Here is a 21,637-nt window from a genome sequence, read left to right on the forward strand (position 1 = left end):
GCGGTGTTCGCTCAGCTCGCCAGGCGGTACTGCTCTCGGCCGGCACCGGCCTGGCTGGTCTTGAAGCTGCGGATCAGCTCGAGCAGGTCGCCGGTGTCATTGGCGAGAACCTCGGCGGACGCCGTGGTTTCCTCGGCCATCGCCGCATTCTGCTGGGTTGCCGTATCGAGCTGGTTGACCGCGGACGAGATCGACCGGAGCGTCGTGTCTTGTTCCTGGGCGCTGTGCGAGATCTTCGAAACAATGTCGTTGGCGCTGGCGATCTGGTCGGAGATGCGTTTCAGCGCTTCGCCGGTCTGGCCGACCAGCTGCACGCCCTGTTCGACCTGAGCCGACGAGCGGGCGATCTGATCCTTGATCTCCTTGGCAGCCGCCGCCGAACGCTGGGCAAGCTCGCGAACTTCCTGTGCAACGACGGCAAAGCCCTTGCCGCTTTCGCCCGCACGCGCCGCCTCGACACCGGCGTTCAGTGCAAGGAGGTTGGTCTGGAAGGCGATTTCATCGATCACGCCGATGATCTTGGTGATCTCGGCGGAAGACTGCTCGATGCCGCTCATCGCGTTGATCGCCTTGGTGACGATCTCGTCGCTCTGACGGGCCTCATCGCTGACCGTGCCGACGCGATTGGCGGCTTCGCGGGCGCCATCCGCTGTCTGGCGGACCGCGACGGTGAGTTCGTCGAGGGCAGCAGACGTCTCTTCGAGATTGGCAGCCTGACGTTCTGTCCGGGTGGCAAGTTCACCCGAGGCGCGACGGATCTCTTCCTTCGAGACCGCAATGTCGTTGCCCTTCAGGTTGACGCGGGCCATGGCTTCTTCGAGGCGTGCCAGAGCGTCGTTGAAGTTGTCGCGCAGTGCCGCATATTTCGGTCCGAGATCGGCGCAACGCACCGTCAGATCGCCATGGGCGAGCTGTTCCAGAGACTGGCCAATGGTCGAGACGACATGGGCCTGCTGGCGGGCTTCTGCGAGCTGGGCTTCGGCGTTCTGGCTGCGCTCGCCGTCAAGTTCGCGCTGCTGCTCTTCCTGGCGGGCGGCAAGCGCATGGCGCTCGCGCACCTTGTCCTGCAGGCTCTTCGTTGCCGTTGCCATCATGCCGATCTCGTTGCTGAGGTCGGTATGCGGGATCGCGATGTCGACATTCTCGTCGGCCACGGCCTCCAGCGCGTCATGGATGGCCTTGAGCGGCTTGGTGATATTGCGGATGACGAAATAGGCGGCGATCAGCGCAAGCACGAAGATGCCGGCGGACATGCCGACGGTCTTGATGATGCTGGAGCGGATCTCGGCCTTCAGGTCGTCGGTATAGAGGCCGGTAACGACGACGAGGTTCCAAGGCTCGAACGCCTTGCCGTATGCGGCCTTCGGGAAGCTGTAATCGTTCGGATCTTCGCCGGGTTTCGGACCGATGAACTCCACAAAGCCGCCGCCAGCGCGACCAAGCTTGACGAGTTCGTCGCGGTAGAGGAAGCCGTTGGTGTCGCCCTTGCCCTTGCCAGGATTTCCGATCAGCTTGGCATTGGGATGGAAGACCATCACGACGTCGTAGTCATAGGCGAAGAAGTAACCGTCCGGCTCGAAGCGCATCTTGCCGACTTGCCCGTAAGCGAGCTTCTGGGCCTCTTCGACGGAGAACTCGCCAGCTGCGGCGCGGTCGTTGTAGTCCTTCATGACCGAGAGCGCCGATTCCACCTGGGTCCTCAGGAGTTCATAGCGCTGCTGGTAGATGGTCTCGGTGGAGGAGCGGACCTGCAGGTAGGTGGCGGCGGCAAAGGCCGCCATCAGGCCACCGATCAGCAAGATCAGTTGGAAGGAAATCCGAAGGTTTTTCATGGGCGAGGGAGCTTTCGTCTGTCGTGCGGTTCGGGCGCCGGGGGAGATGGATCAGTCGAACGGATCGGCACGTCATGTCCCGAAGATGTGCAGACAGTCTCGCTTTCAAAGATTGAAATGATTTTAAGCAGCCACGCATATGGCGCTATGAGAATATACTGGTGATATTTAGGGGTGCCTGACGGCATAACGCCCGGGACTGGGCCGGGCGTTATGTCCGTGTCGACCACGAGAGACCGCCGCGCCCGGATCGTTAGGCGGGCGGATGGGGGATCAGTTGAGGCGCAGGTCGAAGCCTGCCATTGCGGGGGCCTTGTCGGCACCGACAGGCGCATCGACGGCAGCAGTTGTTGCGCCATGGTCGATTTCGTTGACAGCGGGCAGCCCGCCCGCAACGATGGTGGAGCCGTCAGTGGCCCACCCTGCTGCGGAGGTGTAGACCACGACGGGCGACCCGCCGAGCCAGCTTTCCACCCGCTTTAGCTTCTTTTCGCCATCGACATCGACCACTTCCGCGGTCTGGCTGCCGCTTGGAACCGTGGGGACCTGGTAAGCCGTCCGTCCGACCCGTGCGGCCGGCGGCGGGCAGTGGGCGCAATCGATCGTCAGAATGCTCGGCTGGCTTGCGGAAAGTCCCGTCACGGTCGAGATCGAACCGGCCTGAGCCGGCATGGCAAGCGCCGAGACGGCAAGGATCATGAATGTCGAAACGATGAGACGCATCACGTTATTCCCCGATTGTTGGGATGAACATTAGCGAGTGTTTCTTTCGATCCGGTCAGGAGCTTTGGTAAAATTTGAACGAATGATCGATTTCGTGCTTCAGGTGGTGCGAGACCGCCTGTGTCTCAGGCCTTCTCGCGCTCAATCGCCCGCCAGCCGATATCGCGACGGCAGAAGCCGTTCTCCCATTTTACGGCATCCACCAGGCCATAGGCTGCAGCCTGAGCCTCCGCTACGCTCGTGCCGCGGGCCGTGGCGTTGAGCACGCGCCCGCCGGTGGCAACCAGCTGCCCGTCTTTCATCGCCGTGCCTGCATGGAAGACCTTCGCGCCGTCCCCAGCCTCAGGAAGCGAGGCGATCGGGGTCGCCTTGTCATAGGCCCCCGGATAGCCCTTGGATGCCAGCACCACGGTCAGCGCCGGGTCCTCGCTCCACTCGGCCGTCACCTGATCCAGCGTGCCGGTGGCAGAGGCGTAGAGGATCGGCAAAAGATCGCTCTTCAGTCGCATCATCAGCACCTGGCATTCGGGATCGCCGAAGCGCACATTGTATTCGATGAGTTCCGGACCCTTCTGCGTGATCATCAGCCCGGCGAAGAACACGCCCTGGAAGGGATGCCCCATCTCCGCCATGCCGCGCATGGTCGGCTCGATGATCTCCTTCATCGTCCGCTCGACCATGTCAGGTGTCATGACCGGTGCCGGTGAATAGGCGCCCATGCCACCGGTATTGGGGCCGGTATCGCCGTCGCCGACGCGCTTGTGGTCCTGGGCGGTCGCAAGCGGCAGCAGCGACTTGCCGTCGGACAGGCAGAAGAAGCTCGCTTCCTCGCCATCGAGGAAGGCTTCGACCACGACTTCCGCACCGGCCGCGCCAAAAGCGCCCTCAAAGCAGTCGTCGATGGCGGCCAGTGCCTCATCCAGCGTCATCGCAACGGTGACACCCTTGCCGGCGGCAAGCCCATCGGCCTTGATGACGATCGGCGCGCCCTGTTCGCGCACATAGGCCTTGGCCTTTGGTGCATTGTTGAAGCGCTGATAGGCGCCGGTCGGAATGTTGAAGCGGGCGCAGACGTCCTTGGTAAAGCCCTTGGAGCCCTCGAGCTGTGCTGCGGCGGCCGACGGTCCGAAAACCGCGATGCCGGACTCGCGCAGCCTGTCGGCAATGCCGGCGACCAGCGGTGCTTCCGGCCCAACGACGACGAAGTCGATCGCCTTGTCCTTGCAGAAGGCGACGACAGCAGCATGATCATCCGTGTCGAGGGCAACAAGCTCGGCCTCTTCCGCGATGCCGGGATTGCCGGGCGCGGCGTAGAGCTTGGTCAGAAGCGGCGACTGGGCGATCTTCCAGGCCAGAGCATGTTCGCGTCCACCCGAACCGATCAAAAGAACCTTCATCGCCAGCCTCCAGTGCCATAAGGGAATGCCCGGCGGTTAAGGGGAGGGAGGCAAAAGGTCAAGCCGAATTGACCTCGGATGGCCCTGCTTTCCTGTGAAGTGGGCCGCAGGCCCGTTGCCTTGCCGCATTCGCTCGCTATGGTCCCGAGCCAAACGACAAGACGGAAGACCCATGGCCGACGACATCAAGAGCATTGCCGCCCTCATCGCTACCGAAATCAACGCCCGTCCCGACCAGGTCACGGCGGCTGTCGGCCTGCTGGACGAGGGAGCCACGGTCCCCTTCATCGCCCGTTACCGCAAGGAGGTGACCGGCGGTCTCGATGATACCCAGCTGCGCAATCTCGCCGAACGGCTGATCTATCTGCGCGAGCTTGCCGCCCGCCGCAAATCGATCTTCGAGAGCATCAATGGCCAGGGCAAGATGACCGATGAGCTCGCCCGAAAGATCGCCCAGGTCACGACGAAGGCCGAACTCGAAGACCTCTATCTGCCCTATAAGCCCAAGCGCCGCACCCGCGCCGAGATCGCCCGCGAAAAGGGTCTGCAGCCGCTTGCCGACGCGATCATGGCCGACCGCACGAGCGATCCGCAGAAGCTGGCGGAAGCCTATATCACCGCGGAAGTCCTCGACGTGAAGGCAGCGCTCGAAGGTGCTCGCGACATCATCGCCGAGCAGATCTCGGAAAATGCCGATCTGATTGGCCGTCTGCGCAATGACATGAAGGATCGCGCGATCCTCTATTCCAAGCTCGTCGACGGCAAGGCCGAGGCCGGCGCCAAGTTCGCCGACTATTTCGACCATTCCGAACGCTGGGCAACGGTCCCCGGCCACCGTGCGCTTGCGATGCTGCGCGGCTGGAACGAGGAATTTCTGTCACTGTCGATCGAAGTCGACCGCGACGACACGTCCCCTGTCAAAACCAGCCAGCGCATGATCGCGGCTGCCTATCAGGTCGCCGGCAAAGGCCCTGCCGACCAGTGGCTGATGGACGTTGCTGGCTGGACCTGGCGCGTCAAGCTCTCTGTTTCCCTTTCGCTCGATCTGATGCGTGAATTGCGTGAGCGGGCCGAGGAAGAAGCCATCCACGTCTTTGCGCGTAATCTGAAAGATCTGCTGCTCGCAGCGCCCGCAGGCTCCCGTCCGACCATGGGGCTCGACCCGGGCATCCGCACCGGCGTCAAGGTCGCCGTCGTCGATGGCACCGGCAAGGTGGTGGAAACGACGACCGTCTATCCCTTCCCGCCGAAGAACGACATTCGCGGCACCCAGGCCGAACTCGCCTCGCTGATCCGCAAGCACAAGGTCGAGCTGATCTCGATCGGTAACGGCACGGGCAGCCGCGAGACGGAAAAGCTGGTGGCCGACATGCTCGCCCAATTCCCGTCCACCGCGCCGAAGCCCACCAAGGTCATCGTCTCGGAAGCCGGCGCCTCCGTCTATTCAGCCTCGGAAACGGCGGCCAAGGAATTCCCCAATCTCGACGTCTCTCTGCGTGGCGCCGTCTCGATTGCCCGGCGCCTGCAGGACCCGCTCGCCGAACTCGTCAAGATCGAGCCGAAGTCGATCGGCGTCGGCCAGTACCAGCACGACGTCGACCAGGGCCGCCTCGGCCGCTCGCTCGATGCCGTCGTCGAAGATGCGGTGAATGCCGTTGGCGTCGACGTGAATACGGCGTCCGCCCCGCTGCTCGCCCGCGTGTCGGGTCTCGGCAAGACGACGGCGGAAGCCATTGTCGCCCATCGCGATGAAACCGGACCTTTCGCCAGTCGAAAGGATCTCCTGAAAGTGCCGCGCCTCGGCGCCCGCACGTTCGAGCAATGCGCCGGCTTCCTGCGCATCCCCAATGGCAAGGAGCCGCTCGACGCCTCCTCGGTCCACCCGGAAGCCTATGGCGTGGCGAAGAAGATCGTCGCTGCCTGCGGCCGTGATCTGCGCTCGCTGATGGGCGATAGCGCGACCTTGAAGAGCTTGGACCCGAAGCGCTTCATCGACGAGCAGTTCGGTCTGCCGACCGTCAAGGACATCCTCGCCGAACTGGAAAAGCCCGGCCGTGACCCGCGCCCAAGCTTCAAGACCGCAACCTTTGCCGAAGGGATCGACGAAATCACTGATCTGAAGATCGGCATGACGCTGGAAGGCACGGTCACCAATGTCGCTGCCTTCGGCGCCTTCGTCGATATCGGCGTGCATCAGGATGGCCTGGTCCACGTCTCGCAGCTCGCCGATCGTTTCGTCAAGGATCCGCATGAGGTTGTGAAGGCCGGCGATGTCGTGAAGGTCCGCGTCGTCGAGGTCGATGTGAAGCGCAAGCGCATCGCGCTCACCATGCGCAAGGACGGCGGCGAGGCGCAACAGCCCTCGATGCGCGGCGATGCTCGCGGCAATGCCAATGCCATGAAGAACGCCAATGCACGTCCGCCGAAGCCCGAGCAGTCCTCGATGGGCGGCTTGGGCGCCGCCTTGGCCGAGGCCATGCGCAAGAAATAACAAAAAGAAACAGGCCGGAGCTCATCACTCCGGCCTGCCCATCGCCCCTCGAAAAGTACCTCTCAATGAGAGGCTGCGCAGTCCTGGCAGAATGGCGTGTGCGGTACGACTTTCAGCCGCTCGATCGAAATCGGCTCACCGCATTTCATGCATTGACCATACCGTCCCTTGGCAATTCGGTCCAGAGCGGCGTCGATCGCCCTCAGCTCCTCCTCGCCGACCTGGCCGAATTCCTCCAGCACTTCGTCGTTCTCCGACTCGGTCGCCCGTTCGCTGCTGTCGGCACTCTTCAGGGTACCAAGATCGGCGTCGATCTTTTTCAGGCGCCGCTCGATCTCGTCCTTGCGGGCAAGCAGGATGCGTTCGAAATGCGCGGTGTCCATGGTTTGCACGGGGTTCTCCATCATGACCTCACCGATCGACCAGCACGGAGATCTTCGAATGGCGCACCACCCGGTCAGCGGTGGCGCCGATGAAGTAGTTCGAGAAATCGGGCACATGCGAACCGACGATGATCAGGTCTGCCTTGTGCTCCTCGGCGGTCGCCAGGATTTCACGGGCCGGAGCACCGGAGCGGATCTCGATATGCGCCTTCACCTCGGCCTTTTCCTTGATCGCAACGAGCTTGGCCTTGGCGTCGGTGATCGCACCTTCGATCAGGTCAACCGGCACGTCGATCGCGAGATAGCCGGGGATGTCCTCGATGATCGTCAGGAGCACGATCTCGCCGCCCGCATCGAGCAAGGACTTGGCCCTGGCCAAGATCTTCTCGCCGACCGCAATGGCTGCCGGATCAACCGGAACGATGATCTTCTTGTACATTTTGTTCTCCTTTGTCACCCGCCGGGTGTTTCCTCTTTATGGCGGCAGAATGCGTCCGGTAGTGCTTGGCTGCATTGATCAGGATCAACTTTGAGGCGCGTCCCATCGTCAAAGATTGTCGAACGATGTTTCGAAAAAGGTGTTGTCTTTTGTGAACGGTGGCTTTGCGCCATATTTGGTTTCAGAGGTCGCTGTCGGCCGCAGGAGAAACGTTATGACATCCGCCCATGCAGAAACCGCATCCTTCGCCCTGAGCCGCCCCGTCTATGTCGGGCGCGCCCATCTTGTCGTGCGTGATCTGGATATGATCGCCAGCTTTTATGAGAAGGCGCTCGGACTGAAGCGCTTGGCGCATGGACCGAGTGGTGTCGAACTTGGCGCCGGTGACCGTGTCCTTTTGGCTCTGACGACGCGCGGCGATGCCGCCGCTGCACCCCGCAATGCAGCCGGTCTCTTTCATAACGCCTTTCTGATGCCCGATCGCGCCGAGCTTGCCCACTGGTTGGCTCATGCCGCTCATCTCGGGCTGCAGTTCGATGGTGCCAGCGACCATCTGGTGAGCGAGGCGATCTACCTCTCTGACCCCGAAGGCAACGGCATCGAAGTCTATCGGGACCGTAAGCCCGAGGAGTGGACCTACCATACTGATGGCACGGTCGAGATGGATACGCGCCGACTGGACCTCCAATCTCTCTACGACAGTGCTCCGAAGACGCCGTGGGCGGGGATCTCTCCGGACGCAGCGCTTGGGCATATTCATCTGCAGGTCGGCGATGTGCCGGAGGCGGACCGATTCTATGAAGGCGTGCTTGGACTGAAAAAGATGGCGAGCTATCCGGGCGCAAGCTTCTATGCCTCCGGCAACTATCATCATCACGTGGCCGCTAACATCTGGAACAGCCGAAAGGCGCCGTCCCGCACAGGGGCTATGACCGGGCTCCAGGACTACGAGCTCGCCTTCAACGATCACTCTGTCCTGACCGGCGTGCTCGCCAACCTGGAGAGCCTGGAAATCAAGGTCGATCGGACCGCGCGCGGCTTCAGTCTCGCAGATCCCTGGGGCATCGGCCTCACTCTTGTTCCACCTCAGGGTTGATCCCACGGATCCGAAACTCTGACCTCGTTCTTTCCGGTGGAACGGATATTGTTCCCGCACGTTGAGAGACGTCGCGAGGGAACAATATCATGTCGCCATCTATCCGCCGAGAGAATGACCTGTCCGGGAGCGTCCGGTGAACGTCCAGGTCAACCATCGCAAAAGCCCTTCTCGCAAGGTCCGCTTCAAGAAGACCGGGCTCGACTATGTCGTGTCCTGGTCGGTGATCGGTCTTTTTCTGATCTTTGCGCTCGTTGCGCTGCATTTGGCCTCCTTCGTCCTCATCCCGCTCACCATGGCGATCGTGGTCGGCCTCATCCTCGGAATCGCGGCCGACCGCCTAGGCAATCTCGGCGTTCCGCCAACTGTGACGGCGATCATTCTCTCCGGGCTCTTCCTCGTGCTGCTCATCGTTCTGACCAGCATCGTCTGGACACCGATCAATATGTTGATCGAGAACGGCCCCGACATGGTCAACCGGGTCATCGAATACCTGCAGAGCATTCCATGGTTGGAACGCCCGATGGCGATCCTGTCTCGGGGGCCGGATTCCATGGAAGCGATGCTGGAGAATTCGGGCTCCATTCTGTCGACTATTGCAGCCGGCGTAACGCCAGCCTTGATCCAGGTGTTCATCTTCATTGCCGGCCTCTTGCTTTTCCTCTCCTGCCGGCTGGCGCTGCGTCGGGAACTGATCCGCACCTTTTCAGACCGTGCCCGTCGGCTGAAGGCCATCCGTCTGTTCAACGAGGTCGAGGAAGCGCTGGGCTACTATTTTGCCACGGCCGTCGTCGTTTATGGCCTCTTCGGAGTTGTTGCCGCCATGGTGGCCTGGTTCGGTGGTCTGGGAACCCCAGCGCTGTGGGGCGTGGCGACCTTCCTCCTGAGCTTCATTCCGTTTATCGGCATCGCCACCGTAACCCTTGCCATGGCCTTTGGCGGTTTGCTGGCACATGAAGGCATATTGCTGGGCCTGCTGCCGGCGATCGTCTTTTTCATGCTCAACGGCCTGCTGGAAAATCTGCTGATCCCCGCCGTGATGGGCAAACGCCTGCAAATGAACGCTTTCATGCTGTTCGTCGCCATCGTCTTCTGGACCTGGCTATGGGGAGCGGTGGGGGCCATGCTGGCGGTCCCGCTGACGCTGATCTGCATCACGATTTATGGTGGCATCGTGCCGCCGACCCGGATCCAGCCGAACCTTCCTGACTGAGCGACTGTCATTCAGCCGTCATGGCCAAAGCCTATGCACCGCCGAAAATGACAAACGGTGCATCCATGACTGACAATCTCGCTCGCCTGCGGCTCGGCATCATTGCCGATCCCCAATATGCCGATCTCGATCCGGATCACGAGCGAGGGCGCTACTTCCGCCGCTCGCTCGACAAGCTCGGGGAAGCCGTGGAGCATTTCAACGCCCAGAACCTCGATGCCGTGGTGGTGCTGGGTGACCTGATCGATCGCGGCTGGGACAATTTTCCACCTGTTCTCGATCTCCTCGAGACGCTGCAGGCGCCGCGCATCCTGTTGCCGGGCAATCACGACTTCATGGTCGACCCGGTGCATCTACCAGAGGTTTACGCGAGGCTCGGCATGCCGGCTCCCTACCATGCGGTGCAGATCAAGGGTCTTCGCCTACTTGTCACCGATGGCAATGAGATCTCGCTTTTCGCGCCGCCGGAGGGCGACCCTCGGCGGATAGAAGCCGAGCAGCGTCTTGCAGCAATGCGGGCAAAGGGCGCAACAAATGCAAACAGGTGGAATGCCGGCATCTCCGATCGCCAGATGACCTGGATTGCCGATCAGCTGGCGGCCGCGGAGGAAAGCGGCGAAGACGTCATTCTTCTCGGACACTACCCCATCTATCCGCCATCCGATCATGCGCTGTGGAGTGCCGAGGCTCTCTCCGCTCTCATCGCCGATTCCCCCGCGGCCCTGGCCTATCTCTGCGGCCATCAGCACACCGGCAATTATGGCGAGAAGAACGGCGTTCACTTCGTCAACTTCCGCGGCATGGTCGATACGGAGCATCAGAACGCCTTCGCGATCCTTTCCGTCTTCGACGACCGGATCGAGATCGCGGGACATGGTCGCGAGCCTGACCGCAGCCTTGAACTTCGTCCAAAAAGGAGCCATGCAGCTCCCCTTTCTGACAAAATGCTGACAGGCGGCTGACGTCATTTCGTCATAAATATCTGAAACTTGCCGGGCGCGATGCTTATCACTCCTTTGTGACTTCAATCGTCTGTTGCGAGGCTGCAAACATGTCTCGCTCGCTAACGATCGCCGGCATGTCCGGCCGAACCCTTTGGAGAAAAGCTGATGAAGTTGAAAGTCGTTCTGTCCGCCGCGGCGGCGATCTGTCTTGGCGTGTCCGCAGCGATCGCTGCGGGCGAACCGCAGGTCGTCCGTCAGGAAGAGATGAAGAAGGTCGGCGGCGCCATGGGCGCACTCGGCGCAATCGCCAAGGGCGAGAAGCCCTACGACGCGGAAGCGGTGACGGCTGCGCTGACCACGCTTGCCGAAGTTGGCAAGACCTTCCCCGATCACTTCCCGGCAGGCAGCGAAACCGGCATGGATTCAGAAGCCGCCCCCGCGATCTGGCAGAACATGGACGACTTCAAGGCCAAGTCCGCAAAGCTCGCTTCCGCTGCAGAAGCGCAACTTGCTACCCTGCCGGCCGATCAGGCGGGCGTTGCCGCCGCCATGCAGGCCGTCGGCGCCACCTGCGGCGATTGCCACCAGACCTACCGTCTGAAGAAATAAGGCCTTCCCGGCGGGCGTCCTTCCGGATTGCCGGATCGCCCGCCGAACAGTTGCCCGCAGGGCACTATCAGACATTGGAGGCCTAGATGGCGTCGACTTGGATCAAGGGGCTCGGCACGCTGGCCGTGCTCGGTGCAGCCGGCTTCGGCGCGTTCCTTTTCATCACCGCGCCTCAGCGCCAGGACCCTGCGGTCTGGGCCAATCTCGGCGAACCGGATCTTGCCCATGGTCGTGAGGTCTTCTTTGCCGGCGGCTGCGCCAGTTGCCATGCACCGGCAGGCGCCACGGGGGATGCCCGGCTGGTGCTGTCAGGCGGCGCGCCGCTCAAGAGTGATTTCGGCACCTTCCATGCGCCAAACATCTCCAGCGACCCGGAAGCCGGGATCGGCGCCTGGACACTCGCAGAATTCGGCGATGCCATGACCCGTGGGGTCGGTCGCGACGGCGAACACCTCTACCCGTCCTTCCCCTATGGCTCCTATGCGCGCATGACGCCCAAGGATATCAACGACCTCTACGGTTTCATGAAGACGCTGCCGGCGAGTGATGCCGTAGCACCTGCGCATGAGCTGGGCTTCCCCTTCAACCAGCGTATCGTGCTGGGCGGCTGGAAGTTCCTCTACTATAGCGATGCGCCTCGGGTCGAACTGGCTGACGCCTCCGACATGGTGAAGCGCGGGCAATATCTCGTCGAAGGTCCCGGCCATTGCGGCGAATGCCACACACCACGCAACGCGCTTGGCGGTTTCCTGGCAGGCCAGTGGCTCGCGGGCGGTCCGAACCCTGAAGGCGAGGGATCGATTCCCAATATTACCCCGGGTTCCAGAAGCATGGGCTCCTGGAGCGAGGGCGACATCGTCAACTATCTGGAGACCGGCTTCACACCCGACTACGACAGCGTCGGCGGCTCCATGGTCGAAGTGCAGAAGAACATGGCAGAACTGACTGCTGCCGATCGTGAGGCCATTGCCGCCTACCTGAAGGCCATTCCGGCGGTGCAATAACGGGCGTCAGGCCTGTTCAGCATCGCGCAAGCCTTGCCTGTCATCTTTCCGTCGTCGAACTGACTGCGGAGGGGATATGAGCATCGAACGACGGCGGATGGAGTATGCGCTCCGATCCCTGCTCGACAACTATCCCGATCCGGCCTTGCATCGCTGGGTGGACGAGACGGTTCGCGCCTTCGAAAAGCGTCTTTCAGCGATCGTCGATCCCCGCGAGCGCGATCACGCGCAGCAGGCGGCTCTCATTCTGATCAAGACGACGCTGCAGAAGTGGTCGGAAAACCCGCCCGTTCGCCATTGACCTCAAGGGACTCATTCAGCGGCGGTGCTCGGCGGCAAAGGCTGCCAGCTCTGCTTCCGCTTCGGGTCCGTAAAGACCAAGCGCTTTCAACACCTCGACGGTAAACGTATCCGGCGCAGTGCCGGCGGCCGTCACGATTGTGCCATCGCGCATCGCTTGCGGCTGGTCGACATAGCGCGCTTCGCCGCGATAGGCGGGATGCTTCTTGTGCGAAGCGAGCGAGTTGCCGGTATGCGCGACATCATTGAGAACGCCGGTCGCCGCCAGCGCGCTTGCGGCCGCGCAGATCCCGCCGAGAACCTTGCCCTTGTCGCGAAACGCTGTGGCGAGCGCTGTAAAGTCGAACGCCAAACCCTTTTCCCAGGCATAGCCGCCGGGAATGATCATGGCATCGAACTGCTCGGCATCGATGGCGTCAAAGCCGATGTCGGGTGTGACCTTCAGCCCGCCCATGGAGATGACGGGTTTGCCATCCGGGCTCGCCGTCACGACTTCGCAGCTCAGCCAATATCGCGTGGCCGCCATCAAGAGCGCGGGCTCCCAGTCGGCATAGTCGTTCTGCAGGGCAATCACGATGCGGGGCATGAGGTTCCTCCTTGCGTCTGTCGGTGAGGCTCAGCTCAAGGCCTGCAGGTAACGCATGCCGGTCACCGGCCGCGGAATGAAATCCATGTTCTCGTAGAAGCGATGCGCGGCGAAATTACCGGTGGCGGCCGACACCGAAAGGAAGTCGCAGCCGGAAGCGCGGGCGATCTGGCGGGCCCGGTCGACGAGATGCTGGCCGATGCCATTGCCGCGCTGGCCGTCGCGGACGAAGAGATGATGCAGCTCCATGCCGCGTTTGCCTTCCTGCGCCTTGTAGAGCGGCACCAGGATCGCGTAGCCAATCAGGCCTTCTTCGCCGCTGTCGGCGACCAGCGCTTGGATCCAGGGCATCGGTCCGAACAGATCGCGCTCAAGGACATCGGGCGTCATCGCCGAAGCATCGCCGTGATGCTGCGCGAGCGCCAGGATCATGGCGTTGAGTTCCGGCAGGTCGCGCGGCTTGGCATGGCGAATGGCCACGATCGGCGGGCGGGGGAGGGTGAGATCAGTATCTTCGGTCATGTTGCTTTCCCTTGGTCTCATTTCGTGCCGTCAGGGGGAAAGTCGTCCGGAAAACAACAAGGCCGCCTGACGGCGGCCTGTTGACAATGTGATCTTGTCAGGCCGCCGGTTACCGGTAGGCCCAAAAATACGTGCAGGTGATGTTTGCGCGAATGTCGATCATGGCGGCTGTGATGCGTCAGTTTAAATCGATTGTCAACGGCGATCTTTTCGGACGGCCGGTGATGGAGTAGAGTCCATCAATGACCGTGAGGTGAGGGATGGCGAATGCGACGTTGATCCGTAGGATGCGCAGCTTTGCGCGCGACGGGGTTTTCGTCGAGGTCTTGATTTGGCATGTCCCGGTTGTCGTCCGGGGTAGCCTTCATGAGTTCAAATACAGCCTCGCCCTGGTTTCCGAAGGTGTATGCGTGTTGCGTTATGACAATGAGGCTGGGAAGGGTGATCACCGGCATATTGGAGCGATTGAAACTCCTTACGCGTTTAGTGGCATAGACCAATTGACTGCGGATTTTCTGGCAGACGTGGAAGGGTGGTTGGATGACAACGCTCAAGGTTAAGATCGAAAGTCTCGATGAGACAATGGAAGTGCTCGCCGATGCCATGAAGGCTGCTACGGGGCAGTCGGCACCACGCAGCGAGTGCAGCTTCAGTTTCCCCTCTTGGGAAGCAATGCATCGGGTTTTGACACCCAAAAGGCTTGAGATCATGAAGGTCATGACAGGGCAGGGTCCGCTGACCAAGCGCGAAGTCGCTCGACGTGTCGGTCGCGACTTCAAGGCCGTTCATGCCGATCTTGAGACCCTCTTGAACAGCGGTGTTATCGACAGGTCAGATGAAGGCGTCGTTTTCCCCTATGATCGGGTCCACTTCGAGTTCGAAATCGAGTCGGCTGCGTGATCGAGCCGATCACGGTGTGAGCGACGGGAGCTGAAAGAGCTTCCTCAATGCTCGTGATCGCACAAGCCGTGGTCGGACAGCGCCCTGATCACATAGCAATCGCCCACCGTATGGCACCCGTCATGCGATACGATCCGCGCCAGTTCCGCCTCCAGCTTCTTCAGCCGCGTAATCTTCTCCCTGACGTCGTCGAGCTGTTCCCGGGCGATGTGGTCTGCCCGTTCGCAGGGCTCTTCCGGGTGGCCGCTGAGCGTCAGCAACTCCCGGATCGCCTCGATCGGGAAGCCGAGATCGCGGGCATGGCGGATGAAGGTCAGTCGCTCCAGGTCGCTTTTCTCGTAGCGCCTCTGATTGCCTTCCGTGCGGTCGGGCGCCGAGATCAGCCCCATCTGCTCGTAGTAACGGATGGTTGGCACTTTGACCCCGGCGCGCCGCGACAGATCCCCGATCGAAAACATGGAAAAAACCTCTTGAACCTCTAGTCGCTAGAGATCCTAAGCTTAGTGCATGATCTCATCAAGACCAGAAGGATATCAGAAATGAGTGCTGCTTGCGGCCATGACCATGCCCCTTTCGACGGCATGTCCGACACCTACAAGCGCCGGCTCTGGCTGGTGATCGCCATCAATGCCGGAATGTTCGCCGTCGAGATGACCGCCGGCCAACTTGCCCGTTCCCAGGCGCTGCAGGCCGATGCGCTGGATTTCTTCGCCGATGCTGTAACCTACGGTATCTCGCTCGCCGTCATCGGCGCCTCGCTGAAAACCCGCAGCATGGCCGCCGCCGCCAAGGGTATCAGCCTCTTCCTCATGGGCCTCTGGGTCTTCGGCTCCACCATCTGGCGTGTCTTCCAGGGTGGTGTGCCTGAGGCGCCGGTCATGGGTCTCATCGGCTTTCTGGCGCTCGCCGCCAACGTCGCCAGCGTGCTTCTCCTGATGTCCTACAAGGATGGAGACGCCAATGTCCGCTCCGTCTGGCTCTGCTCGCGCAACGATGCGATCGGCAATGTCATCGTCATGATCGCAGCCCTTGGCGTCTGGGGCACCGCGACTGCCTGGCCCGACCTGATCGTCGCCGGTATCATGGCGGGCCTCTTCCTCAATTCTTCTGTCCAGATCCTCAGTCAGAGCTACCGGGAGTGGCGAGCAGGAGAAACAATCACCCTGTCATCGTCCTGCTGTGGGACGGGGAAGGCGTCCTGCGAGGAGGCGCATGGTCATGATCACGCTCACCATGGGCACGGCGCAGATCATGCGCATCAACACCCCTAAGGGAATGCCCAGACGCAAGAAGGCCGGCCAGGCATCATGCCGGCCGGCCTTCTTGACCGCATCGTCTCATCAGAATTCCTGATAGGGCGAAGGGGCTATCTCGTATTCCCGGTAGGCGGCTTCCACCATCTGCACCCGGGAATCGGCGGGCTGGCGATCCCGGTTCGGGCCATTGCCGATGTCGACGATCGCCTTGCGCGATCCTTCGACGGTCCACAGCGCCGAAGCCAGCTGGTTCGACAGAAGCGTGCTCGAAAACGTGCTGGCGCCGCTCGCGCGGGGCGCGCTGGTGTTGGACGTTTCGGGGGCAGCATCCTCCGAGCCGGTCGTATTTGGCACGTACCGGCTTTGGTAGGAGTAGCCGCTCAGGCCGCTATCGATCCTCATGGCGGACACCTCAGTTGAAGAATTAACCTTTTGTTAACCTTTCAACCTTGCGCGAAGCTTGCGCTGGCGATGTCGCTATAAGAATTGCCCCTTGCGCAATGTCGCGACTGAAAGTACGGGCCGCGAATCAAGACCTTGAGGCGTGGCTGTTTAAGGCATTGCCGAAGCAATGCCAAAAACGCACCCGTTATTGCTTGGAGCCTGCGACCGCGCTGCCGCTTTAGACCTTCCCCGCCACCTTGATCGCATAGGCATATTCAAAGGCGATCTCTTCCAATCGCTGGAAGCGCCCGGACTTGCCGCCATGGCCTGCGGCCATGTTGGTCTTCAGCAGGAACGGTCCAGCCTCAGGCGCCGTCTCGCGCAGCTTGGCGATCCACTTGGTCGGCTCCCAATAGGTCACGCGCGGGTCGGTGAGGCCTGACAATGCGATGATCGGCGGGTAAGGCTTCTTCTCGACATTGTCGTAAGGGCTATAGGCCGCGATCCAGCGATATTCCTCTTCCGACTCGATCGGGTTGCCCCATTCCGGCCATTCCGGCGGGGTGAGCGGCAGGGTGTCGTCGAGCATGGTGTTGAGCACGTCGACGAAGGGCACGGCGGCGATAATGCCGGCGAACTTCTCCGGCGCCATGTTGGCGACGGCCCCCATCAGCATGCCGCCGGCAGATCCGCCTTCGGCGATGATCCGGTCGTAGGCGGTAAAGCCCTCTTTCACCAGGTGGTCGGCAGCCGAGATGAAGTCCTTGAAGGTATTGACCTTCTTTTCCATCTTGCCGTCTTCATACCAGGAGAAACCCTTGTCCTTGCCGCCGCGGATATGGGCGATGGCATAGACGAAGCCGCGATCGGCGAGCGACAGGCAATTGGTGTTGAAACCGGCCGGAATGGTGATGCCATAGGCGCCGTAGCCATAGAGCAGGCAGGGTGCGGAGCCGTCGAGCTTGGTGTCGCGGCGGTAGAGCAAGGTGACCGGCACCTTCTCGCCGTCATGCGCTTCGGCGAACACCCGGCGGGTGACGTAGTACTCCGGCTTGTGACCCGAGGGCACTTCCTGGGTCTTCAGAAGCGTGCGCTCGCGCGTTGCCATGTTGTAGTCGAAGAGCTGGGAGGGCGTCGTCATCGACGAATAGGAAAAGCGGATGACATCCGTCTCGTATTCGGCTGCCCCCTGAAGCCCGAGCGAATAGGCTTCTTCCGCAAAGGCGATCGAATGCTCTTCGCCCGACTTGCGGTCGCGGATCATGATGACCGGCAGACCCTCGCGACGTTCCAGCCAGACGAGGTGGCGGGCAAAGGCCATGTGGTTGAGGATCAGACGGCCCGGCTCATGCGGCACCACCTCTTTCCAGTTCTCCTTGCCGGGAGCAGTCACCGGCGCCTCGACGATCTTGAAGTCCTTGGCATCATCGGCATTGGTCAGGATGTAGAAAACGTCTCCGCCTTCCGTCATCGAATATTCGACGCCTTCCTCGCGTTCTGCGACCAGCACCGGCTCGGCCATCAGGTCCTTGGTCGAAAGCAGGCGGTATTCGGATGTCTCGTGGTCATGAATGTCGATGAAGATGAAGTCATCGAGCAGCGAACCGCCGACGCCCATGAAGAAGCCGGGGTCCTTCTCCTCGTAGACGAGCCGGTCGGACGACTGCGGCTGACCCACGATATGGTGGAAGACCTTGGACGGACGGTGGTTCTCGTCCTGCAGCGTATAGAAGAAGCTCTTGCCGTCGGGCGCCCAGACGCCGCCGCCGGCGGTGTTTTCCAAGATGTCGTCGAGATCCTGCTTGGTGGAGAGATCGCGGATGCGCAGCGTGTAGTATTCCGAGCCCTTGTCGTCGTAACCCCAGATGCCGAAGGCGTGGTCAGTCGTGTGGTCGATGCCGGACAGGCGGAAATAGTCCTTACCCGTTGCCTCCTTGTCGCCGTCGAGCAGCAGCTCGCGGATCGTCTCGTCCTTCGGATTGCCGTCCCGCGGAATGCGGAAATAGCGTGGCTGCTCGCCGCCGGTAACAAAGGCCGAGCCATAGGCAAACGCGCCGTCCTTCATCGGGATGGAGGAATCGTCTTCCTTGATGCGACCCTTCATCTCGGCAAACAGCGTCTTCTGCAGCTCTTTGGTGTCCGCCATCGCCGCTTCCATGTAGGCGTTTTCGGCCTCCAGATAAGAGCGGATATCCGGATCGAGGATCGAGGTATCCTTGAACATTGCCTGCCAGTTGTCGGCGCGCAGCCAGGCGTAATCGTCCGTGCGTGTGATGCCATGACGGGTATCGGAAACGGGCTTCTTTGCGACGACGGGCGGGGAGGGCAGGTTCTTGAAGACGGACAAGGGAGATCCTTCCGAAAATGGAAACAGTCAGTTCAGCGAGAGATAGAGAGGCGAGGGGCCGCGATCAAGCGGCCCAGAGGGGAAGGTCGGGGCGCGCCGATCAGCCGTCCGTGCCGGCCGTCGATTTTGCCCAGTCCATGTAGAGTTCCAGGGCCTTGCGCGTCACCGGCCCTTCCTGGAACTGCGCATCGTCGAGACGTGTCACCGGAACGACCTTGGAATAATTCCCGGTCTGGAAGATTTCGTCGGCATTCATGAAGTCCTCGACCGAGAGCGTCACCTCGCGCACTTCGAAGCCTGCCTGGCGCAGCAGGCCCATGACGCGGGCGCGGGTAATGCCGGCAAGGAAGGTGCGATTGGCGGCAGGGGTGAAGACCACGCCATCTTTCACCATGAAGACGTTGGAGGAGGCCGTCTCGACCACATTGCCGTTCATGTCGCGCACCAGCGCATTGTCGAAGCCTCGATTGCGGGCATCGATGATCATGCGGCCGGAATTCGGGTAGAGGCTGCCGGTCTTGGCATCGGTCATCGCGCATTCCGGCGTCGGACGCCGGAAGGGGGAAACCGTCAGCGAGGAGGGCTTTGCCGTGTGCATCGGCGCTTCGAAAAGGCAGAGCGCAAAGCGCGTCGATTCCGGATCGGCTGCGACCACCGAGCCCATCTGGCCGTGTTCGGCCCAATACATCGGCTTGATGTAGATCGCGGTCTTGCCGTCGAACTTCTCGACGCCTTCCAAGGCGAGGCGCTCGATCTCCGCGGCCTCCATGGTCGCCTTCATGCCCATATTGGCGGCCGAGCGATTGACGCGCTGGCAATGCAGGTCGAGATCCGGGGCAATGCCGTCGAACCAGCGCGCACCATCGAACACCGTCGAACCCAGCCACATCGCATGCGAGACCGGCCCGATCAGCGGTGGATTGCCGGTAAACCATTCTCCGTCGACATAGGTGAAGGTGGGGGTACGGGCGGATGTATCGACGGCCATGACGGGTCTCCTGTTCTCGTTGCTCCGCAGCAAAGTCGCCTCAGGCCCCAAGGTCAAGGTGAAACACGCCCTCAGGACACGATTTGGCAAAGATCCGGGTCGAAACCGCCTGTCGAGGAGGATTTCCACATGAATCCAGAAGCTTGGGTGATGGATCGATCAGTGCGCCTGATGGTCGTGACAGGCAAGCGGTCCGTGCACGCCGACGTGGTTAAAGATCCTGTAACGCATCCCTGAAATATTGAACGAAGTTGAGATCGCATCTTCGGTCTTGTGTACTGCGTTTTCTTGGGGGTCTTCATGAACAGGCTGCGTTTTCTCGCCCTGCTTTCCGCATCGGTTGCGGTCTCGTCTTCGCCGGCCTTTGCTGACGGTCTCTTCTCCGGAAACTGGTATGTCACGCTGGGCGGCGCTGGCATCTCCGCACCGACCTTCGAAGGCTCCAAGAACCGCAAGCTCTTCTTCCAGCCGATCATTTCGGTCGGCCGTGGCGGTGCGCCGCGCTTCTCTTCGCGCAACGACAACCCGTCTTTCGCGATCTACAACACCGACGTTCTGCGCGCCGGGCTTGTCGGCAAATTCGTGCCCTCGCGCGACGCTGGTACGGATGATGCGCTGCGGGGCCTCTCCGAGGTCAAGTGGGGCGGTGAGCTCGGCGGTTTCGCCGATGTCTATGTCACCGACTGGATGCGTGCGCGCGCCGAAGTCCGCCAAGGCATCCGAGCCCATGATGGGCTGGTTGCCGACGTCGCGGTCGATGCCTTCACTGATATCGCGCCCGATCTCAGGGTTTCGGCCGGACCGCGCATGACCTTCGCCACCAGCGGTTACACCAGCGCTTATTACGGCGTGGACGCTGCCGAATCCGCAGCTTCGGGGCTTGGCCAGTACAATCCGGACGGTGGCGTCACCTCTTATGGCGCAGGCGGTGCGATCACTTGGAATGCCACCGACAAGATCGCCATGAGCGCCTTTACCGAATACAAGCGGCTCGCCGGCCCGGCTGCCGATTCGAGTCTGGTGCAGGAGCGTGGCTCCAAGAACCAGCTGATGTTCGGCGTTTCCGCCAGCTACAAATTCGGCGTCAGCTTCGACTGACGAAAAAGCCGCAGCCGATTTTGCAGCAGCGATGGGAGCGGGCGGTTTTCTTGAACCCGCCCATGCTCTATCAGTTGGGCATGAGCACCACCGAGCCGAACATCGATCGCGTCATCGACGCGCCCTCCGACAACTTCGTCTATCGCATTCTGCCGCGATGGCTCTGGCCGCATGCCCAGCTCGCCCGCTGGGATCGGCCGATCGGATGGCAGCTCCTGATGTGGCCCTGCTTCTGGTCCTCGGCGCTTGCCGCCAATGCGCTTGCGGCCGAGGGGCGCCTGAACCTTGCGCTTTTCGTCTTCCACCTCTTCCTGTTCTTCGTCGGTTCTGTCGCCATGCGCGGTGCCGGCTGCACTTATAACGACCTCGTCGACCACGATATCGACAACCTAGTTGCCCGGACCCGCTCGCGTCCGCTGCCGTCGGGGCGCATCTCGCGCCGCAATGCGAAGATCTTCATGATCGTGCAGTCCTTGGTTGGGCTTGCCGTCCTGCTCTGCTTCAACAGCTTTTCGATCATGCTCGGCATACTCTCGCTCGCCATTGTTGCGATCTATCCCTTCGCCAAACGCTTCACCGACTGGCCGCAATTCTTCCTCGGACTGGCTTTCTCCTGGGGCGGCCTCATGGGCTGGGCCGGCCTGCACGGCAATCTCTCGCTGGCGGCGATCCTCGTTTATGTCGGCGCGGTCGCCTGGACGATCGGCTACGACACGATCTACGCCCATCAGGACCGCGAGGATGATGCGCTGGTCGGCGTGCGCTCGACGGCGCGTCTCTTCGATCGCGACACCAAGATCTGGCTGGCAGGCCTCTACGGCCTGACGCTCGTCCTGCTGCTCTGTGCCTTCATCGCTGCCGGTGCGGCCTTCCCCGCCGTTATCGGTCTGTTGATGGCCGGCGCACTCTTCGCCTGGCAGATCAAGGTGCTCGACATCGATGACGGCGCCCAGTGCCTGGCGCTGTTCAAGTCCAACAACCGCGTCGGCCTCATTATTTTCTTGGGCCTCGTCGCGGCCATTCCCTTCGCCTGAGCTGTGTTCAGGTGACGCAAATCAAAGCGCCGATCTCGTTTCATTTCGAGACGCGGCAAGCCGATATCCCTCAAAAGCCAGAGGCCCGGAA

General features: G+C 61.5%; 23 protein-coding genes. 12 read left to right on the top strand and 11 right to left on the bottom strand.

Features of this window, described 5'->3' with window-relative positions:
• Positions 1 to 11: 11 nt before the first annotated feature.
• The 3 genes from ACQKP1_RS04540 to purD form a co-directional block, all read right to left on the bottom strand.
• Entirely contained in the window at positions 12 to 1,832 is a 1,821-nt protein-coding gene (locus ACQKP1_RS04540; protein ID WP_427274355.1) for a methyl-accepting chemotaxis protein, read from the bottom strand.
• Between the two features lie 273 nt (positions 1,833 to 2,105).
• Positions 2,106 to 2,555 carry a plant virulence effector HPE1-like domain-containing protein gene (locus tag ACQKP1_RS04545; protein WP_427274356.1) on the bottom strand — a complete coding sequence of 150 codons (450 nt, stop codon included), beginning with the start codon at positions 2,553 to 2,555 and terminating at the stop codon, positions 2,106 to 2,108.
• Between the two features lie 125 nt (positions 2,556 to 2,680).
• Positions 2,681 to 3,952 carry a phosphoribosylamine--glycine ligase gene (purD, locus tag ACQKP1_RS04550; RefSeq protein WP_427274357.1) on the bottom strand — a complete coding sequence of 424 codons (1,272 nt, stop codon included), beginning with the start codon at positions 3,950 to 3,952 and terminating at the stop codon, positions 2,681 to 2,683.
• Positions 3,953 to 4,124: 172 nt separating this feature from the next.
• Between purD and ACQKP1_RS04555 the strand changes: the two genes are divergently transcribed.
• Positions 4,125 to 6,443, top strand: coding sequence for a Tex family protein (locus ACQKP1_RS04555; protein ID WP_427274358.1), 2,319 nt, complete (start codon positions 4,125 to 4,127; stop codon positions 6,441 to 6,443).
• 62 nt (positions 6,444 to 6,505) lie between these two features.
• On the opposite strand, the gene ACQKP1_RS04560 is transcribed toward ACQKP1_RS04555, so the two are convergent.
• Positions 6,506 to 6,826 (bottom strand): TraR/DksA family transcriptional regulator, encoded by a 321-nt coding sequence (locus ACQKP1_RS04560; RefSeq protein ID WP_427276398.1) that lies wholly within the window; start codon positions 6,824 to 6,826, stop codon positions 6,506 to 6,508.
• A gap of 28 nt (positions 6,827 to 6,854) precedes the next feature.
• Positions 6,855 to 7,265 (bottom strand): universal stress protein, encoded by a 411-nt coding sequence (locus ACQKP1_RS04565; protein WP_427274359.1) that lies wholly within the window; start codon positions 7,263 to 7,265, stop codon positions 6,855 to 6,857.
• Between the two features lie 214 nt (positions 7,266 to 7,479).
• On the opposite strand from ACQKP1_RS04565, the gene ACQKP1_RS04570 reads away from it, so the two are divergent.
• From ACQKP1_RS04570 to ACQKP1_RS04595, 6 genes are all read left to right on the top strand, one after another.
• Positions 7,480 to 8,361 (top strand): VOC family protein, encoded by an 882-nt coding sequence (locus tag ACQKP1_RS04570; RefSeq protein ID WP_427274360.1) that lies wholly within the window; start codon positions 7,480 to 7,482, stop codon positions 8,359 to 8,361.
• Between the two features lie 136 nt (positions 8,362 to 8,497).
• Positions 8,498 to 9,574 carry an AI-2E family transporter gene (locus ACQKP1_RS04575; RefSeq protein WP_427274361.1) on the top strand — a complete coding sequence of 359 codons (1,077 nt, stop codon included), beginning with the start codon at positions 8,498 to 8,500 and terminating at the stop codon, positions 9,572 to 9,574.
• Positions 9,575 to 9,639: 65 nt separating this feature from the next.
• Positions 9,640 to 10,536, top strand: a complete 897-nt coding sequence (locus ACQKP1_RS04580) for a metallophosphoesterase (protein ID WP_427274362.1) — start codon at positions 9,640 to 9,642, stop codon at positions 10,534 to 10,536.
• Between the two features lie 147 nt (positions 10,537 to 10,683).
• Positions 10,684 to 11,127 (top strand): c-type cytochrome, encoded by a 444-nt coding sequence (locus ACQKP1_RS04585; RefSeq protein WP_006726671.1) that lies wholly within the window; start codon positions 10,684 to 10,686, stop codon positions 11,125 to 11,127.
• A gap of 86 nt (positions 11,128 to 11,213) precedes the next feature.
• Positions 11,214 to 12,131: a c-type cytochrome gene (locus ACQKP1_RS04590; RefSeq protein ID WP_427274363.1), complete on the top strand. Its 918-nt coding sequence runs from the start codon at positions 11,214 to 11,216 to the stop codon at positions 12,129 to 12,131.
• Positions 12,132 to 12,207: 76 nt separating this feature from the next.
• Positions 12,208 to 12,432, top strand: a complete 225-nt coding sequence (locus ACQKP1_RS04595) for a hypothetical protein (protein ID WP_040300136.1) — start codon at positions 12,208 to 12,210, stop codon at positions 12,430 to 12,432.
• 15 nt (positions 12,433 to 12,447) lie between these two features.
• Here ACQKP1_RS04595 and ACQKP1_RS04600 read toward each other — a convergent pair whose 3' ends face one another.
• Positions 12,448 to 13,017: a DJ-1/PfpI family protein gene (locus tag ACQKP1_RS04600; RefSeq protein ID WP_427274364.1), complete on the bottom strand. Its 570-nt coding sequence runs from the start codon at positions 13,015 to 13,017 to the stop codon at positions 12,448 to 12,450.
• 30 nt (positions 13,018 to 13,047) lie between these two features.
• A complete protein-coding gene (locus tag ACQKP1_RS04605) occupies positions 13,048 to 13,539 on the bottom strand; it encodes a GNAT family N-acetyltransferase (protein ID WP_148165837.1) in 492 nt (163 codons plus the stop codon).
• A 260-nt stretch (positions 13,540 to 13,799) separates the two neighbouring features.
• On the opposite strand from ACQKP1_RS04605, the gene ACQKP1_RS04610 reads away from it, so the two are divergent.
• Both ACQKP1_RS04610 and ACQKP1_RS04615 read left to right on the top strand, forming a co-directional pair.
• Positions 13,800 to 14,099, top strand: a complete 300-nt coding sequence (locus ACQKP1_RS04610; RefSeq protein ID WP_427274365.1) for a toxin-antitoxin system TumE family protein — start codon at positions 13,800 to 13,802, stop codon at positions 14,097 to 14,099.
• On the top strand, positions 14,080 to 14,439 hold the full coding sequence (locus tag ACQKP1_RS04615; protein ID WP_203013329.1) for a transcriptional regulator: 360 nt from the start codon (positions 14,080 to 14,082) through the stop codon (positions 14,437 to 14,439). Before ACQKP1_RS04610 ends, ACQKP1_RS04615 begins: the two co-directional genes overlap by 20 nt.
• A 44-nt stretch (positions 14,440 to 14,483) precedes the next feature.
• Here ACQKP1_RS04615 and ACQKP1_RS04620 read toward each other — a convergent pair whose 3' ends face one another.
• Positions 14,484 to 14,897, bottom strand: a complete 414-nt coding sequence (locus ACQKP1_RS04620; protein WP_427274366.1) for a MerR family transcriptional regulator — start codon at positions 14,895 to 14,897, stop codon at positions 14,484 to 14,486.
• A gap of 81 nt (positions 14,898 to 14,978) precedes the next feature.
• Here ACQKP1_RS04620 and ACQKP1_RS04625 point away from each other — a divergent pair, with 81 nt between their 5' ends.
• The gene (locus ACQKP1_RS04625) at positions 14,979 to 15,710 is read left to right on the top strand and encodes a cation transporter (RefSeq protein ID WP_427274367.1); all 732 of its coding nucleotides are present in this window, start codon (positions 14,979 to 14,981) and stop codon (positions 15,708 to 15,710) included.
• 69 nt (positions 15,711 to 15,779) lie between these two features.
• Here ACQKP1_RS04625 and ACQKP1_RS04630 read toward each other — a convergent pair whose 3' ends face one another.
• The 3 genes from ACQKP1_RS04630 to ACQKP1_RS04640 all read right to left on the bottom strand — a co-directional run bounded on the left by ACQKP1_RS04630 (position 15,780) and on the right by ACQKP1_RS04640 (position 19,414).
• Positions 15,780 to 16,097, bottom strand: a complete 318-nt coding sequence (locus tag ACQKP1_RS04630) for a hypothetical protein (RefSeq protein ID WP_427274368.1) — start codon at positions 16,095 to 16,097, stop codon at positions 15,780 to 15,782.
• A 220-nt stretch (positions 16,098 to 16,317) separates the two neighbouring features.
• Entirely contained in the window at positions 16,318 to 18,426 is a 2,109-nt protein-coding gene (locus tag ACQKP1_RS04635) for a S9 family peptidase (RefSeq protein WP_427274369.1), read from the bottom strand.
• 100 nt (positions 18,427 to 18,526) lie between these two features.
• Positions 18,527 to 19,414 carry a branched-chain amino acid aminotransferase gene (locus ACQKP1_RS04640; RefSeq protein ID WP_427274370.1) on the bottom strand — a complete coding sequence of 296 codons (888 nt, stop codon included), beginning with the start codon at positions 19,412 to 19,414 and terminating at the stop codon, positions 18,527 to 18,529.
• A gap of 300 nt (positions 19,415 to 19,714) precedes the next feature.
• Here ACQKP1_RS04640 and ACQKP1_RS04645 point away from each other — a divergent pair, with 300 nt between their 5' ends.
• Both ACQKP1_RS04645 and ubiA read left to right on the top strand, forming a co-directional pair.
• Positions 19,715 to 20,512 (top strand): MipA/OmpV family protein, encoded by a 798-nt coding sequence (locus ACQKP1_RS04645; RefSeq protein ID WP_427274371.1) that lies wholly within the window; start codon positions 19,715 to 19,717, stop codon positions 20,510 to 20,512.
• An 80-nt stretch (positions 20,513 to 20,592) separates the two neighbouring features.
• Positions 20,593 to 21,546, top strand: coding sequence for a 4-hydroxybenzoate octaprenyltransferase (ubiA, locus tag ACQKP1_RS04650; RefSeq protein ID WP_427276399.1), 954 nt, complete (start codon positions 20,593 to 20,595; stop codon positions 21,544 to 21,546).
• Positions 21,547 to 21,637: the final 91 nt, after the last annotated feature.

The organism is Allorhizobium sp. NPDC080224, from assembly GCF_050281005.1.
Lineage (GTDB): Bacteria > Pseudomonadota > Alphaproteobacteria > Rhizobiales > Rhizobiaceae > Allorhizobium.